A 14,997-nucleotide genomic window follows, 5' to 3' on the forward strand; every position below is an offset into this window, starting at 1 on the left:
GTGGGCGACGTGCTCCGCCAGATCACCGCGATCCGCTACGTCACCCCGCTGCGCGAGGGTGGCTCGCTGCCGGGCGTGGTGGAGGCCGACGACCTCGGCACGTACGTGGCGAAGTTCCGGGGTGCCGGCCAGGGGCCCAAGGCGCTGGTCGCCGAGGTGATCTGCGGTGAGCTGGCCCGTCGGCTGGAGCTGCGGGTGCCGTCGTTGGTGGTGCTCGACATCGACCCGGTGATCGGGCGGGCCGAGCCCGACCAGGAGGTGCAGGAGCTGCTGCGCAACAGCGGCGGCGCCAACCTGGGGATGGACTTCCTGCCCGGGGCGCTGGGCTACGACCCGGTCGCGCATCCCGTCGATCCGATGCTGGCCTCGCGGGTGCTCTGGTTCGACGCGTACGTGGAGAACGTCGACCGGAGCTGGCGCAACCCGAACCTGCTGGTCTGGCACCGGGAGCTGTGGCTGATCGACCATGGCGCCTCGCTCTACTTCCACCACAACTGGCCGCGCGCGGCCAACGCCGTGCACCGGGCCTACCGCGCGGAGGACCACGTGCTGGCCCCGTACGCCACCCAGCTGGCCGAGGCCGACGCGGAGCTGGCGCCCAGGGTCACCCCGGACCTGCTCACCGAGGTGCTGGCCCTGGTGCCCGCGGAGTGGCTGACCGCCGCCGACTTCGACTCGGCCGACGCCGCGCGGGCCGCGTACCTGGAACACCTCCTGGCCCGGGTGGCCCGCACGGCCGACTGGCTGCCGCAGGGGAGCGCGGCGTGAGGCATCCCTTCGAGTACGCGCTCATCCGGCTGGTGCCCCGCATCGAGCGCGGCGAACAGATCAACGTCGGCGTGCTGCTCTACTGCCAGCAGCGCGACTTCCTGGCCGCCCGGACGCACCTGGACGCCGACCGGGTCCGCGCGCTGGCCCCCGATGTCGACCTGCCGGAGGTGGCGGCCGTGCTCGGTTCCTGGGACCGGACCTGTGCCGGCGACGGTCCGGCGACCCGCATGCGCCTCGGCGAGCGGTTCCACTGGCTGGCCGCGCCGCGCAGCACGATGATCCAGACCGGGCCGGTGCACACCGGGCTCACCGCCGACCCGGCGGCGGAGCTGGAACGGCTGATGGCGGCCCTGGTCCGCTGAGCGGGCCGACCGGGGAACGGTCCCCTGATCGCGCTACGCCAGCCTCGTTGCGGGCGGAGCGCGATCCCCCGTTCAGGCGCCCGGTGCGGGGCGGCGGCCGAATCCCGCCGGCACCGGTGGTAACAGGATCCCGGTTGACGACGGCCACGGTGCCGGAACGCTCGTTAACTTGCGGAAAAATTGAGGCCTGCGCCGAACCGGCGGGCGGGTGGCCCGTCGTCGGCTGGCGTTTGCCGGGGCGATCAACGGGTAGCCGCCGAAGCTGACCCAGTCGAGAGGGGAACAATGATGGCTGCCCAGACCAAGGTAGCGGTGATCTATTACAGCGCCACCGGCACCACGTACCAGATGGCGCAGGCCGTGTGCGAGGCCGCCGGGGATGCCGGCGGCGACGTGCGTCTGCGCAAGGTACGCGAGCTGGCGCCGGACGAGGCGATCAAGTCCAACTCCGGCTGGGAGGCGCATCGCCTGGAGACCCAGGATGTGCCCGAGGCGATGATCGACGACCTGGCCTGGGCCGACGTGGCGATCTTCGGAGCACCGACCCGGTACGGCATCATCGCCGCGCAGCTGAAGCAGTTCATCGACACCACCGGCCCGCTCTGGGCCCAGGGCGCGCTGGTCAACAAGGTCTACTCCGCCTTCACCTCGACGGGGACCGCGCACGGCGGCCAGGAGACCACCCTGACCTCGCTCTTCTCGGTCTTCTACCACTGGGGCGGGGTCGTGGTCACCCCCGGCTACACCGACACCAGCCAGTTCATCGCCGGCAACCCGTACGGTGCCTCGCACACCAGCAACAACGGCGAGATCGCCCCGGACGCCGTGGCGCTGGAGGCCTGCGCGCTCACCGCCCGCCGGGCGCTGCAGATCGGCACCGCCCTGAAGAAGGGCCTGGGCGGCTGACGGCCGACGCGGGCGGCCGGTGGCGCGGACGGGGGCTCTCGGCCCGTCCACGCCACCGGTCGACCCAGCCGTACCCCCGGGCGGGAGCGGCTATGCCGATCGCGGGCCGGGGGCGGCTAGGCCCGATCGCCGGCCGTGGACAACTCGTCCGGGTGCGGTGACGGCAGCAGGCCGCCCAGCAACTCGGTCAGCACGGCGAGCCCGTCCGGGCTGAGCACCGACTCCGGGTGGAACTGCACCCCGGCGAAGCCGTGGCCACGCAGGGCGTGCACGGCCCCGTCGGTCACGTCCCGGGCCACCTCCACCGGCCCGTACGCGGTGGTGACCCGGTCCGCGTCGGCGCGGGCGGTGAACGTCGAGTAGAACCCCACCCGGCGGGCCCGGCCGAACAGCGAAACCTCCCGTTGCAACCCCTGGTACGGCGCGTCCCGGCGGTGCAGCGGCAGCCCCAGCAACCCGGCCAACACCTGATGACCGAGGCAGACCGCGAGGGTCGGCCGGCCGGTCGCCAGCAGCCCGGTCAGCAGCTCGCGCAGGGCCCCCATCTTCGGATCGTCCGGGCTGCCCGGGTCGCCCGGCCCCGGCCCGGCCACCACCAGGTCGTACGGGTCGACCGGGCCGCCGACGTGCCACGGGCGCAACGTGACCGCGAGACCCAACGCGCCGAGCTGGTGGGCCAGCATGCCGGTGAAGGTGTCCTCGGCGTCCACGATCAGCACCCGGCGGCCGACCAGGCCGGGCAGCCCCGGCGCGTCCGGCGCCCGTTGGTCCAGCCAGAACCGGGCCAGTGGCGCGTTGCGGGCGGCCAGCGCGTCGCGTACCGCCGGGTCGTCGGCCAGCCGCGCGACCGGCCCGCGCCCACCGGCGGGCGCCGCCGGGCCGAGGCCGAGCGCGGCCAGCACCCCGGCGGCCTTGGCGTGCGTCTCGGCCACCTCGCCGGCCGCGGTCGAGTGCCGGACCAGGGTGGCGCCCACCGGCACCCGCAGCCGGCCGGTGGGGGATATCTCCGCGGTACGGATCAGGATCGGCGCGTCCAGCGTCTGCCGGCCGGCCGGGTCGTGACCGAGCAGGGCCAGCACGCCCGCGTAGTAGCCCCGGCCGACGCTCTCGTGCCGGGCGATGACCCGGCACGCGTTCTCCATCGGGCTGCCGGTCACGGTGGGGGCGAACATCGTCTCGCGCAGCACCTCCCGTACGTCGCGGGTGCCCCGCCCGGCGAGCAGGTACTCGGTGTGCGCCAGGTGCGACATCTCCTTGAGGTACGGGCCGATCACCTGGCCGCCGTGCTCCGCGACGGTGGCCATCATCTTCAGCTCCTCGTCGAGCACCATGTAGAGCTCCTCGATCTCCTTGGGATCGGCGAGGAAGCGCAGCAGCGCGGCGCGGTCCGCCACGCCACCGGTGGACCGGAAGGTGCCGCTGATCGGGTTCATCAGCACCAGCCCGTCATCGACGCTGACGTGCCGCTCCGGGCTCGCGCCGACCAGGGTCCGCGTGCCGGTGTGCAGGACGAACGTCCAGTACGCGCCGCGCTCGGCGACCAGCAGCCGGCGCAGCGCGGCCAACGCGGCCACCAGTGGTGGGCCCTGCACGGTGGCGTGCAGGGTGCGGTGGATGACGAAGTTGGCGCCCTCGCCACGGCCGATCTCCTCGGCCAGCACCCGCTGCACGGTCCGCGCGTACTCCTCGTCGGTGACGTCGAACGCGGCGTCGACGGCGCGGACCGGCTGGTCGGGCAGCGCGGCCAGGGCGTCGGCCAGGTCGATCCGTCGGTGCTCGCGGACCTGGAGGCACTCCAGCGGCGCCCCGTCGTCGCGGCAGGCGAAGCCGCGCTCGGTGATCTGCCGGTAGGGCACCAGGGCCAGCGTCCGGGCTCCGGGTGCGCCGGGCGGCAGCGGAATGTCCGCCAGCCGCTCGACGGTGTCGACCGGGCCGGTGAACAGCTCCAGCTCGGCGGAGCCCTCGCGGCGCAGCAACGCGAAGGGGCCGGGGTCGACGCCGCGGGCGACGGCGTCGAGCAGGTCGGTCAGGTGGGTCATCGGGATCTCCGTCGGGTCCGGTGCCGCCAGCGGGGGGCGGCCATCCGGGCCGGGAGATCCGGCGGCCGCCTCGATGGCGGCCGCGTGGGTGGAGCTACGCGCGGGGGGTGGCCGCCAGGTCGGCGGGCCACCAGCAGGTCGGATGCGCGAGCATGCGAATCACCCTACGCGCTGGCCCCCTGGTCGGGAACCCGATCAGGCGTACCGGTGTGCCCGGCCCGACCGACGTTCCGGCACGGCCAGCACCGGGTAACTTGACCGGCGATGAACATTCTCGCGCTCGATCTGGGCACCTCCTCCGTACGCGGCCTGGTGCTGGACGCGGACACCCAACCGCTGCCCGGCGCACTGGCCCGGCGGAAGGTCAGCCTCGCCATCGGCGACGACGGCACCGGCACGCTCTCCGGGCCCGACTATCTGGCCTGCCTCATCGAGTGCCTCGACGAGCTGGCCAGCGGCGGGCACCTGCACGATGTCGACCTGGTGGCGATCTCCGCGCAGTGGCACTCGGTGCTCCCGCTGGACCGCGACGGCACCCCGCTGGGCCCGGTGGTCACCTGGCTGGACACCCGGCCGGTGCCGATCGGCGGCGCACCCGGCCCGACCGACCCGGACGGCTTCCACCAGCGCACCGGCTGCTGGTGGCACCGCTCCTACTGGTCGGTACGGCTGCCCTGGTTGCGGGAGCACTCCGGCACCTCGATCGCCCGGTTCGTCGGCCTGCCCGAGTACGTCCTGGGTGAGCTGCTCGACGACGCGCCCATGTCGGTCTCCCAGGCCTCCGGGACCGGGCTGCTGGATCTGAGCAGCATGCGCTGGGACGGGGAGGCGCTGACGCTGGCCGGGGCGCGACCGCGGGACCTGCCGCCCCTGGGCGAGCTGGACTGGCACGGGCGGCTGCGCGCCGAGCACTCCCGCCGCTGGCCGCAACTGGCGCAGGCCCGCTGGTCTCCGCCGGTGGGCGACGGTGGAGCTTCGAACGTCGGCTCGGGCTGTGCCGATCCGAGTCGCGCCGCGGTCACCGTCGGCACCTCCGCGGCCGTACGGCTGATGCAGCGGATCCCGGCCGGCGAGCCGCTGCCCCGGCTGCCCGAACGGCTCTGGCGCTACCGGGTCGACCACGACCACGTGGTGACCGGCGCGGCGTACTCCAGTGGGGGCAACCTGTACGCCTGGGCCGATCGTGAGCTGCGGTTGCCCAAGGGCGCCGATCTGGACGCGGCACTGGCGCTGGTCCCGGCCGGTGGCGGTCGACCCGCCGACCCCCGCTTCGGCGGCGACCGGGCACCCGGTCTGGCCCCGGCGGGCACCGGTGAACTGCGCGGCCTCAGCTTCAGCAGCACCTCGGTGGACATCCTGGCCGGCCTGATGCAGGGAATGTGCGAGCTGGTGGCCGGGGACCTCGCGGTGCTGGAGTCCACGGTCGACAAACCCGTCGGGGTGGTGCTCGGCGGCGGCGCGGTGGCCGCCTCGGTGTGGTGGCGACAGGCGTTCGCCACGGCGCTCGCGCCACGGCCGGTGTCGCATCAACGCAACCCGGAGATCGGTGCGACCGGCGCGGCGTTGGTGGCGCTGGGCCGCTTTGGTGACGCGGCCGACCTCGCCGACATCGGCCGGACGGACGAGCTGGTTTTACCGACCACGGCAGGACGTTCCCACCCGCAGTATCCTTCCTGAACTTCCGGTCAGCCCGGGCCGTTGACAGCGGTCCCGGGCCTGGTTGGATGGACTGCGCTCCCCCGACCGCGGTGGACGCGGCGAAGGAGGAGGCAGGGTGGCGGCAGAGCCCGACCCGGCGAAGGCCGCGGTGTCGAACCATCGTCGGCGTCGCTTCGACGTCCGGGTCGTACCGCACCGACGCCGCTCGCCGTTCCGGCTGCGGGACTGGCGGATGAGCACCAAGCTGGCCACCGTGCTGGTGGTGCCGTCGGTGGCGTTCCTGGTGCTCGCCGGCGTCCAGACCAGCGCGTTGGTGGGCCGGACCACCACGTTGAACGACTTCGCCCGGCAGGTCGGCATCGGCCGGCAGATCACCGCCGTGGTGCACCAGCTCCAGCAGGAGCGGGACCGCTCGGCGGGGGAGCTGGGTGAGCTGCGTCGGGGCGGGGCGGGTGGCGACCGGGACGCCGCCGGGACCGCTCTGAAGCCACTGCAGTCGGCGACCGACCGGGCCGTCGAGGACCTGCGCCGGGCGGCCGAGCCGCTGGCCGACGCCGACGCGTCCTGGCGGGTCGCCTTCTCCGAGGCGCTGGAGGCGTACGACCAGGTGGTCGACATTCGACCGGCGATCCCGCCGGCGGTGCTGAGCAACGACACCATCCTGAGCAACTATCACCGTGCCGTCGACACGATGCTGGACCTGCTCGCCGAGCCGACGCCGGGTCAGGACCGGCCGGCGTTGAGCGATGCCGTACTGCGCTACGTCCAACTGGCCCGGGTCAAGGAGCTGTCCTCCCGGGTCCGGGCCCAGCTCTACGCCGCCGCCCGCGCCGGCCGGTACGGCACCGAGGACCGGGTGCTCCTGGCCGACCTGCGTACGCAACAGCTGACGGCGCTCGGTGCGTTCCGGGTGGCCGCCACGCCCGAGCAGATCCGCCGGTACGACGAGACGTCGGTGGACCCGATGTTCCTGGTCGCCACGCAGTTGGAGGAGCGCAGTCTGCCGGCCGGTGACGCGACGCCGGAGGTGCTGCCCTCGGAGCAGTGGTGGGCGGCCAGCCAACAACGCCAGGAGTTGCTGCGGCAGGTCGAGGCGGGCGTGCTGGACGACGCCGTACGGCAGGCCGACGAGGTCAGCGCGGGTCAGCTGCGGACCACCCTGTTGGTGGCCGGCGGGATCGTCGCGGTGCTGCTGGTCGCCCTGCTGATCTCGCTGCTCGTTGGACGGTCGGTCGCCCGGTCGATGCGACTGCTGCGCAGCCAGGCGCTGCGGATCGCGCAGGTCGAGCTGCCGGACGCCCTGGCCCGGCTGCGAACCGTCACCGGCGGCGTGCCGGGTATCGAGGTCGCGCCGGCCGTGGTCCGCTCGCTCGACGAGATCGGCGAGCTGGCCGAGGCGTTCGTCGCGGTGCACCGCAGCGCGGTGACCGTCGCCGTCGAGCAGGCGTTGATGCGGCGCAACGTCAACGCGATGTTCGTCAACCTGGCCCGCCGGAGCCAGGTGCTGGTGGAGCGCCAGTTGGAGCTGCTGGACGACCTGGAACGCGAGGAGAGCGACCCGGACCAGCTGGAGAACCTGTTCAAGCTCGACCACCTGGCCGCCCGCATGCGCCGCAACGACGAGAGCCTGCTGGTGCTGGCCGGGACCGACTCCACCCGTCGGTGGAACCGGCCGGTCGGTCTCGGCGCGGTGCTGCTGGCCGCCGCCGCGGAGATCGAGCAGTATCGGCGGGTCCGCCACGAGTCGGTGGGCGAGGTGTACGTGGTCGGCCACGCCGTCGGCGAACTCGTACACCTGCTGGCCGAGCTGCTGGAGAACGCCACCTCGTTCTCCCGTCCGGACACCGTCGTGGTGGTGACCGCGCGGGTCGAGGCGGCCTCCACACTGGTCGAGATCACCGACCGTGGACTGGGCATGAGCCCGGCCGCGCTGGCCGAGGCGAACGCGGTGCTGGCCAGCCCGCCGGCCGCGGACGTCGCGGCGGTCGAGCGGATGGGCCTGTTCGTGGTCAGCCACCTGGCGGCCCGGCTCGGCGTACAGGTGCGGCTGGACGGCGGCAAGGACGGCCTGGTGGCGCGGCTCGTGCTGCCCGCCGCGTTGCTGGCCCCGGCGGGTGCGGCCGAGTTGGACCAGCCGGCGCCGGCCAGAATGCTCGCGGCGAGTGTCAACCGGGGTGGCGGAGCGCAGCGGATGCCCGGCTCCAACGGAGTGCCCGGTCCGGCCCTGGCGCCGATGGACCTGCCGGTTGCCGGCCGACCGCCGGGTGCGGCGGTGCCCCGCCAGTCCCGTCCGGCCCCGGTGCGGGCGGAGGACGTGCTCGCCCCGGCCGGCTCCCGTGGCGGTGGCTGGTGGTCCCGGCAGGGATCGACCGCGCCGGCGGGGCCGGGACCGACCACACCGACGGGGTCACCGGTGCCACCGGCCGTCCCGGTGACGGCCGGCACCAACGAGCGCGGCCTGCCGATGCGGGTGCCGATGGCGCAGCTCTCCTCGGTCACCCGCCCGGCCCGGCCGGAGTCGACGCCGACGCGTAACGACCCAGACCCGGAGGCGGTCGGCGGCATGCTCTCCCGGCTCTACAGCGGAGTGCGGCGCGCCGAGGCCGAGGACACCACCGAGATACCCGTGCCACCGCACGGGGGGCACGACGAAGGGGGACGACGATAGTGACGACGTTGAGCCAGGAGGCGCGAGATCTCAGCTGGCTGGTGAGCGCGTTCGCGGAGCGGGTGCCGGGCGTGGCGCACGCGGTGGTGGTCTCCTCCGACGGGCTGCTGGTGGCGATCTCCGACCACCTGCCCCGCGACAACGCCGACAAGCTCGCGGCGGTGACCTCCGGCCTGATGAGCATCACCGCGGGAGCGGCCCAGATGTTCGACGGCGACATCGTCAAGCAGACGGTGGTCGAGATGGGCCGCGGGTACTTCCTGGTGATGCAGGTGCGGGACGGGTCGATCCTGGCCACGCTCGCGGCCGGGGACGCGGACATCGGCGTGGTGGGCTACGAGATGGCCCGGCTGGCCAAGCAGGCGGGGGAGATGCTCACGCCGGCGCTGCGGGCGGAGTTGCAGCAGGCGTTGCCCCGCTGAGGAGATCCGGCCGTGCCCCGGACGGTCACCGGCTCACCGGAGCCGGGCCCGTCCTGGGCCCGGCCGTCCGGGCGGCCCGGCTCAGAAGCCGCCGTCGGCGATGACCGACCGGTACCAGTGGGCGCTGCGCTTGAGCACCCGCCGCTGGGTCGGGTAGTCCACGTAGATCAGGCCCCACCGCTGGTCGTACCCCTGGTCCCACTCGAAGTTGTCCAGCAGTGACCAGACGTGGAAGCTCTCCAGCGGCACCCCGGCGGCGATGGCCTGGTGCGCGGCGGCCAGGTGGTCGCGCAGGAAGCTGATCCGGCCGGGGTCGTCGACGGTGCCGTCCGCGGCCAGGGTGTCCGGGGTCGGCAGCCCGTTCTCGGTGACGGTGAGCGGGATCGGCCCGTAGTCACGGGTGACCCTGGTCAGAGTGTCGTACATCCCGTCGGGATAGATCTGCTGCCACTCCGCCTCGGAGGTGGGCCAGCGGCGCTCGGTGCCGCCGTCGGCGCTGACGTAGATCGGCGTGTAGTACTGCACGGCCAGCAGGTCGACCGGTGCGGAGATCACCGCGAGGTCCCCGTCGCGGATGCCACCGACCATCCGGCTCTGTGGGCCCAGGTCGGCCAGCACGTCCTGCGGGTAGCTGCCCCTGAGCGCGGAGTCGAGGTAGAGACGGTTCTCGTAGCCGTCGAGCAGCCGTGCCGCCGCGGCCGCCTCCGGCGAGTCGTCGGCCGGGTAGCAGGGGTGCAGGTTGAACGCGGGGCCGATCCGGCCGGTGCCGCCGGTGGCGCGCAGCGCGTGGACCGCGAGCCCGTGGGCCAGTTGCAGGTGGTGGGCGACCAGGTAGGCGGCGTCCGGGTCCTGTCGGCCGGGGGCGTGGTGGCCGGTGAGGTAGCCGTTCTGCACCACGGTCTTGGGTTCGTTGATGGTCAGCCAGACCGGCACGCGGTCGCCAAGTGCGTGGAAGAGCGCGTCGGCGTAGTCGGCGAAGCGGTGGGCGGTGTCGCGCGACTCCCAGCCCCCGGCGTCCTGCAATGCCTGCGGCAGATCCCAGTGGTACAGGGTGGCCATCGGCGCGATGCCGCGCTCGTGCAGGCCGTCCAGGAGTCGGCGGTAGAAGTCGAGCCCGCGCTGGTTGGGGGCGCCAGTGCCGTCGGGTTGGATCCGTGGCCAGGAGATGGAGAAGCGGTAGCTGCGCAGCCCGAGGTCGCGCATCAGGTCGAGGTCGTCGGCGTACCGGTGGTAGTGGTCGACGGCCACGTCGCCGGTGTCGCCGTTGCGGGTGCGCCCGGGGGTACGGCTGAAGGTGTCCCAGACCGACTCACCGCGGCCGTCCTCCTTGGCGGCGCCCTCGATCTGGTACGCGGAGGTGGCCGCACCCCAGCCGAAGTCGCGGGGGAAGCGCAGTGGGCCGGCGGGCCCGGTAGACATCGACATGGATTCTCCTCGTGGATACGGGGCCACCGCCGAGATTCGGGAGCGCTCCCAGAATAGGGGTAGGGGCGGCCAGCCCGGTCAGCCGGCCGTCGTGCCGGCTGCGATGGCGGATTGCGGCGGTGCTGACCCCGGACAGCGAACGAGGCCGACCGGGCGGCGCGGTGCGCCTGTCCCGTCGGCCTCTTTTCCCATCGTGTACGGGGGTTTAGTGTGGGGACGGGGGAGGGCAACCCCCGTCCCCACCGTACCTGCACACACACGGGCGGAATTGGGTCCTGCCGTGTGTGTCGCGCGGGAGCCGGGCCACGCGAGTGGCTCTTGGTTCCACCTCCCTCCACTGTGGCGGGACGATGGCTGACGGCGGCGTCCGGGCTGGCCCGCCGTCAGCCCTCGGGCTGAGTCCCCAGGCTCGTCAGAGACGGTCCCGGCGATCTTCTAGTTGGAACATTGTCGATGGAAGCGCTCCCATCGACGATGCAGCGACTGTAACGCCCGTCACGGCTTTGTGAAAGACCCAAAACGAGATCGAAACATCGAGCTGAGTCGACCCGCCTGTCCCTTGTTATGGGAGCGCTTCCATGGCAGGCTGTCGATGCAACGCGACGGGAGTCAGATCGCGTCAGCGCGGGTCCGCCGAGGGCAGCCGGTGGCACGACCTCCGGTCACGGCCACCCGATCGCAGCCGGCGGGACCCGTCCCGTGCGGGCCGCACCGCCGTACCCCGGCCGGGCCCGGGGCGACCACCGTCCCGGCGCCTCGCCACCACCGCGCACCAGCACACCCTCGCGGGCAGGCGCCTGCCGGGCACCGTCCCGGCCTGGTCCGAGGAGACAGCGCGCACATGAGACATCTGGCACGACGTCGTCGAGTGGCGATCTTCGCCGCCGCCACGCTCGCCGTCGGCGGGGTGACCCTGCCCGCCGGCGCCGCGCAGGCCGCACCGGCCTGCGACGTGGTCTACGCGACCAACGACTGGAGCACCGGATTCACCGCCAATGTGACGATCAAGAACCTCGGCGACCCGATCACCGGCTGGACCCTGACGTTCGCCTTCCCCGGCAACCAGCGGGTCACCCAGGGCTGGTCGGCGCAGTGGAGTCAGACCGGCAACCAGGTCACCGCCCGCAACGAGTCGTGGAACGGCAACCTCGGCACCGGCGCGAGCACCAACATCGGCTTCAACGGCTCCTACACCGGCACCAACGCGAAACCCACCTCGTTCGCCGTCAACGGGGTCACCTGCGGCGGCGCACCGCAGCAACCGCCGACCGTCGCGCTCAGCGTGCCCGCCGGCCCGTTCGAGGCCCCCGCCGACGTGCCGCTGAGCGCCACCGCCAGCGACCCGGACGGCACCATCAGCAAGGTCGAGTTCTACCGCAACGGCCTGCTGGTCAACACCGACACCGCCGCCCCGTACGGCTACACCCTCGAAGACCTGCCGGCCGGCGCCTACACCGTGCAGGCCAAGGCGTACGACAACGCCAACCTCAGCGCCACCGCGGAGAAGTCGTTCACCGTGACGGCCGCGACCGGGCCGACGCTGATCGCCACCCCGTCCGCGGTCACCGTGGCCGAGGGCGGCAGCTCCACGGTCAACCTCAAGCTCAGCGCCGCACCGGCGGCCACCGTGCCGGTCAGCCTGGCCCGTACCGGCGACGCCGACATCACCGTCTCGCCGGCCACGGTCAGCCTCACCCCGAGTAACTGGAGCACCGGGGTCAGCGTCACCGTGGCCGCGGCCGAGGACACCGACACCACCAGCGACACGGCCACCGTCACGGCCTCGGCCACCGGCTACGCGCCGCTGGCGATCACCGCGACGGAGGTGGACAACGACACCCCGGGCGGCGACAACGTCTACACGAGGCGGTTCCTCGACCAGTACGCCAAGATCAAGAACTCCGGCTACTTCAGCCCGGAGGGCGTGCCGTACCACTCGGTGGAGACGCTGATCGTCGAGGCGCCCGACCACGGCCACGAGACCACCTCGGAGGCGTTCAGCTTCTGGCTCTGGCTGGAGGCCCAGTACGGCCGGGTCACCCAGAACTGGGCACCGTTCAACAACGCCTGGACGGTGATGGAGAAGTACATCATTCCCAGCCACGCGGACCAGCCCACCGCTGGGGCCGCCGGCACGCCGCAGTACGCCGCCGAGCACGACCTGCCCAGCCAGTACCCGTCCGCCCTGGAACCGTCGGTGCCGGTCGGCCAGGACCCGCTGCGAAGCGAGCTCCAGTCCACCTACGGCACCGGTGACATCTACGGCATGCACTGGCTGCTCGATGTGGACAACACGTACGGCTTCGGCCGCTGCGGCGACAAGACCACCCGGCCGGCGTACATCAACACCTTCCAGCGCGGCACCCAGGAGTCGGTCTGGGAGACCGTGCCGCAGCCGTCCTGCGACACCTTCACCGCCGGCGGCCAGTACGGCTACCTGGACCTGTTCATCAAGGAGTCGGCCGCTCCGGCCAAGCAGTGGAAGTACACCAACGCCCCGGACGCCGACGCTCGCGCCGTGCAGGCCGCGTACTGGGCGCTGACCTGGGCCAAGGCGCAGGGCAAGCAGGCCGACGTGGCGGCCACCGTGGCCAAGGCCGCCAAGATGGGCGACTACCTGCGGTACGCCATGTTCGACAAGTACTTCAAGAAGATCGGCAACTGCGTCGGGGCGAGCACCTGCCCGGCCGGTAGCGGCAAGGACTCGGCGCACTACCTGCTGTCCTGGTACTACGCCTGGGGCGGCGCGTACGAGACCAACCAGAACTGGTCCTGGCGGATCGGTTCCAGCCACAACCACTTCGGCTACCAGAACCCGTTCGCGGCGTGGGCGCTGACCTCCACACCGGAGCTCAAGCCGCAGTCGCCGACCGCGGTCGCCGACTGGACCAAGAGCTTCGAGCGGCAACTGGAGTTCTACACCTGGCTGCAGTCCGCCGAGGGTGGCATCGCCGGCGGCGCGACCAACAGCTGGGGTGGCAACTACGGCCAACCGCCGGCCGGCACCAGCACCTTCTACGGCATGTACTACGACGTCGACCCGGTCTACAACGACCCGCCGTCCAACCAGTGGTTCGGCATGCAGGCCTGGTCGATGCAGCGGATCGCCGAGCTGTACCTGCAGACCGGTAACACCAAGGCCAAGGCGCTGCTGGACAAGTGGGTGCCCTGGGCGATCGCCAACACGACCGTCGGCACCAACTGGTCGATCCCCTCGGACATGCGGTGGACCGGCCAGCCGACCACCTGGAACCCGAGCAACCCGCAACCCAACACCGACCTGCACGTCGAGGTCACCGTCAAGGGCCAGGACGTCGGCGTCGCCGCCGCCTACGCCCGGACCCTCATCGCGTACGCCGCCAAGTCGGGCAACGTGGCGGCCAAGACGACCGCCAAGGGGCTGCTCGACGCGCTCTACGGCGTCAGCGACGCCAAGGGTGTCTCCACCACCGAGAAGCGCGGCGACTACCGGCGCTTCGACGACACCTACGACGCGGCCAGCGGTCAGGGCCTCTATGTCCCGCCGGGCTGGACCGGCAAGATGCCCAACGGCGACGCCATCGCCGCCGGCAAGAGCTTCGCCGACATCCGGTCCTTCTACAAGAACGACCCGGACTGGCCCAAGGTGCAGGCCTACCTGGACGGCGGCCCCGAGCCCTCGTTCAACTACCACCGGTTCTGGGCACAGGCCGACGTCGCCATGGCGTACGCCGACTACGGCAACCTGTTCCCGAACGGCTGAGCGTGCCTCCCGGGGTGGGTGGCGTGTGCTGCCCGCCCCGGGTCCGGCCGGGTCCGGGGGAACGATGGGATCCGGCCGGCGGGCGGCCTGACACCCACGGTCAGGCCGGGGTGGGCCGGCGATCCGGCCGACGCAGCGGGTCGGTCGGCCCACCCCACCGCCCGGACTGGAGTCTGCCGCGAAAAAGCCCAGAAATTCGGGCCGTCTCGGGATCACACCGAGGACCGCGACGGAGTAACGTACGTCACCGGAGAGGCCGCTCCCCCCGTGGCGGCCTCTCCACTTTTATGCCTGCCAGCGGCCCTGCCCGGCCGTTCAGCCGGGCTGAGCGTCCGCGCCCTCGGTGACCGGGTGGCGCACCCCCGGATGCCCCGCCGGCAGCGACCGTCGCAGCACCACCCAGCTCACCGCCAACGCCGCCGCGACCAGCGGCCAGGTCAGCGCGACCCGGGCCACCACCAACCCGAGCACCTGCCCACCCAGATAGAGCGGCACGAAGACGGCCAGCCGCACCAGGTAGGTCGCTGTCCACACCCAACTGCCCCGGGCGTACCCGCGCAGCAACGCCGGGTCGCGCCGCCACCGGGCACGCTGGCCCAGCGCCGCGCCGACCACCACCCCGAGCAACGGCCAACGCACCACGATGCTGACCGTCCACGCCAGCGCGCTGGCGGCGTTGGAGAGCAACTGGATCAGAAAGAAGTTCTCGGCCTTGCCGGTACGCACCGCGATCAACGCGGCGACGCAGACCGCGAGCAGCCCGATCAGCACCGACCGCGGCCGGTCACCCCGACGCAGGCGTACGCCGGCCACCACCGCGCCGACGGCCAGCGCCGCGCCGACGCCGGCCCACAGCGACTCGCCGCCGAGCAGCCAGCCCACCGCGAACGCCAGGGGTGGCAGCGTGGCGTCGAGCGCGCCGCGCCGACCGCCCAACAGGTCCGCCAGCGACTCCTTCCGCGCTGGTGCTGCGGGGCGCGGATCGACCTCGGCCCGCTGGTCC

General features: G+C 72.7%; 10 protein-coding genes. 7 read left to right on the top strand and 3 right to left on the bottom strand.

Annotated elements, in window-relative coordinates:
* Nucleotides 1–9 precede the first annotated feature (9 nt).
* The 3 genes from ACFQGL_RS05490 to wrbA all read left to right on the top strand — a co-directional run bounded on the left by ACFQGL_RS05490 (nt 10) and on the right by wrbA (nt 2,039).
* Nucleotides 10–768 carry a HipA family kinase gene (locus tag ACFQGL_RS05490; protein ID WP_377506317.1) on the top strand — a complete coding sequence of 253 codons (759 nt, stop codon included), beginning with the start codon at nt 10–12 and terminating at the stop codon, nt 766–768.
* Nucleotides 765–1,133 (top strand): DUF3037 domain-containing protein, encoded by a 369-nt coding sequence (locus tag ACFQGL_RS05495; protein WP_377506320.1) that lies wholly within the window; start codon nt 765–767, stop codon nt 1,131–1,133. Before ACFQGL_RS05490 ends, ACFQGL_RS05495 begins: the two co-directional genes overlap by 4 nt.
* 288 nt (nt 1,134–1,421) lie before the next feature.
* The gene (gene wrbA / locus ACFQGL_RS05500; RefSeq protein ID WP_377506323.1) at nt 1,422–2,039 is read left to right on the top strand and encodes an NAD(P)H:quinone oxidoreductase; all 618 of its coding nucleotides are present in this window, start codon (nt 1,422–1,424) and stop codon (nt 2,037–2,039) included.
* Between the two features lie 116 nt (nt 2,040–2,155).
* Here the strand turns inward: wrbA and ACFQGL_RS05505 are convergent, their stop codons facing one another.
* The gene (locus ACFQGL_RS05505; RefSeq protein WP_377506326.1) at nt 2,156–4,078 is read right to left on the bottom strand and encodes an anthranilate synthase family protein; all 1,923 of its coding nucleotides are present in this window, start codon (nt 4,076–4,078) and stop codon (nt 2,156–2,158) included.
* A 264-nt stretch (nt 4,079–4,342) separates the two neighbouring features.
* Here ACFQGL_RS05505 and ACFQGL_RS05510 point away from each other — a divergent pair, with 264 nt between their 5' ends.
* The 3 genes from ACFQGL_RS05510 (at nt 4,343) to ACFQGL_RS05520 (ending at nt 8,827) form a co-directional block, all read left to right on the top strand.
* On the top strand, nt 4,343–5,755 hold the full coding sequence (locus ACFQGL_RS05510; RefSeq protein WP_377506329.1) for an FGGY family carbohydrate kinase: 1,413 nt from the start codon (nt 4,343–4,345) through the stop codon (nt 5,753–5,755).
* A 97-nt stretch (nt 5,756–5,852) separates the two neighbouring features.
* Nucleotides 5,853–8,405 (top strand): sensor histidine kinase, encoded by a 2,553-nt coding sequence (locus tag ACFQGL_RS05515; RefSeq protein WP_377506332.1) that lies wholly within the window; start codon nt 5,853–5,855, stop codon nt 8,403–8,405.
* A complete protein-coding gene (locus ACFQGL_RS05520; RefSeq protein ID WP_039906528.1) occupies nt 8,405–8,827 on the top strand; it encodes a roadblock/LC7 domain-containing protein in 423 nt (140 codons plus the stop codon). Before ACFQGL_RS05515 ends, ACFQGL_RS05520 begins: the two co-directional genes overlap by 1 nt.
* A gap of 81 nt (nt 8,828–8,908) precedes the next feature.
* Here the strand turns inward: ACFQGL_RS05520 and ACFQGL_RS05525 are convergent, their stop codons facing one another.
* Nucleotides 8,909–10,252, bottom strand: coding sequence for a GH1 family beta-glucosidase (locus ACFQGL_RS05525; protein WP_377506335.1), 1,344 nt, complete (start codon nt 10,250–10,252; stop codon nt 8,909–8,911).
* An 841-nt stretch (nt 10,253–11,093) separates the two neighbouring features.
* Between ACFQGL_RS05525 and ACFQGL_RS05530 the strand changes: the two genes are divergently transcribed.
* Nucleotides 11,094–13,994, top strand: coding sequence for a glycoside hydrolase family 48 protein (locus ACFQGL_RS05530; protein WP_377506338.1), 2,901 nt, complete (start codon nt 11,094–11,096; stop codon nt 13,992–13,994).
* Between the two features lie 315 nt (nt 13,995–14,309).
* Here the strand turns inward: ACFQGL_RS05530 and ACFQGL_RS05535 are convergent, their stop codons facing one another.
* Complete coding sequence (locus ACFQGL_RS05535; RefSeq protein WP_377507157.1) at nt 14,310–14,942, bottom strand: DUF3159 domain-containing protein; 633 nt, start codon at nt 14,940–14,942, stop codon at nt 14,310–14,312.
* Nucleotides 14,943–14,997 lie beyond the last annotated feature (55 nt).

The organism is Micromonospora vulcania (genome assembly GCF_042658605.1).
In the GTDB taxonomy this organism is placed as follows: Bacteria; Actinomycetota; Actinomycetes; order Mycobacteriales; family Micromonosporaceae; genus Micromonospora; species Micromonospora vulcania.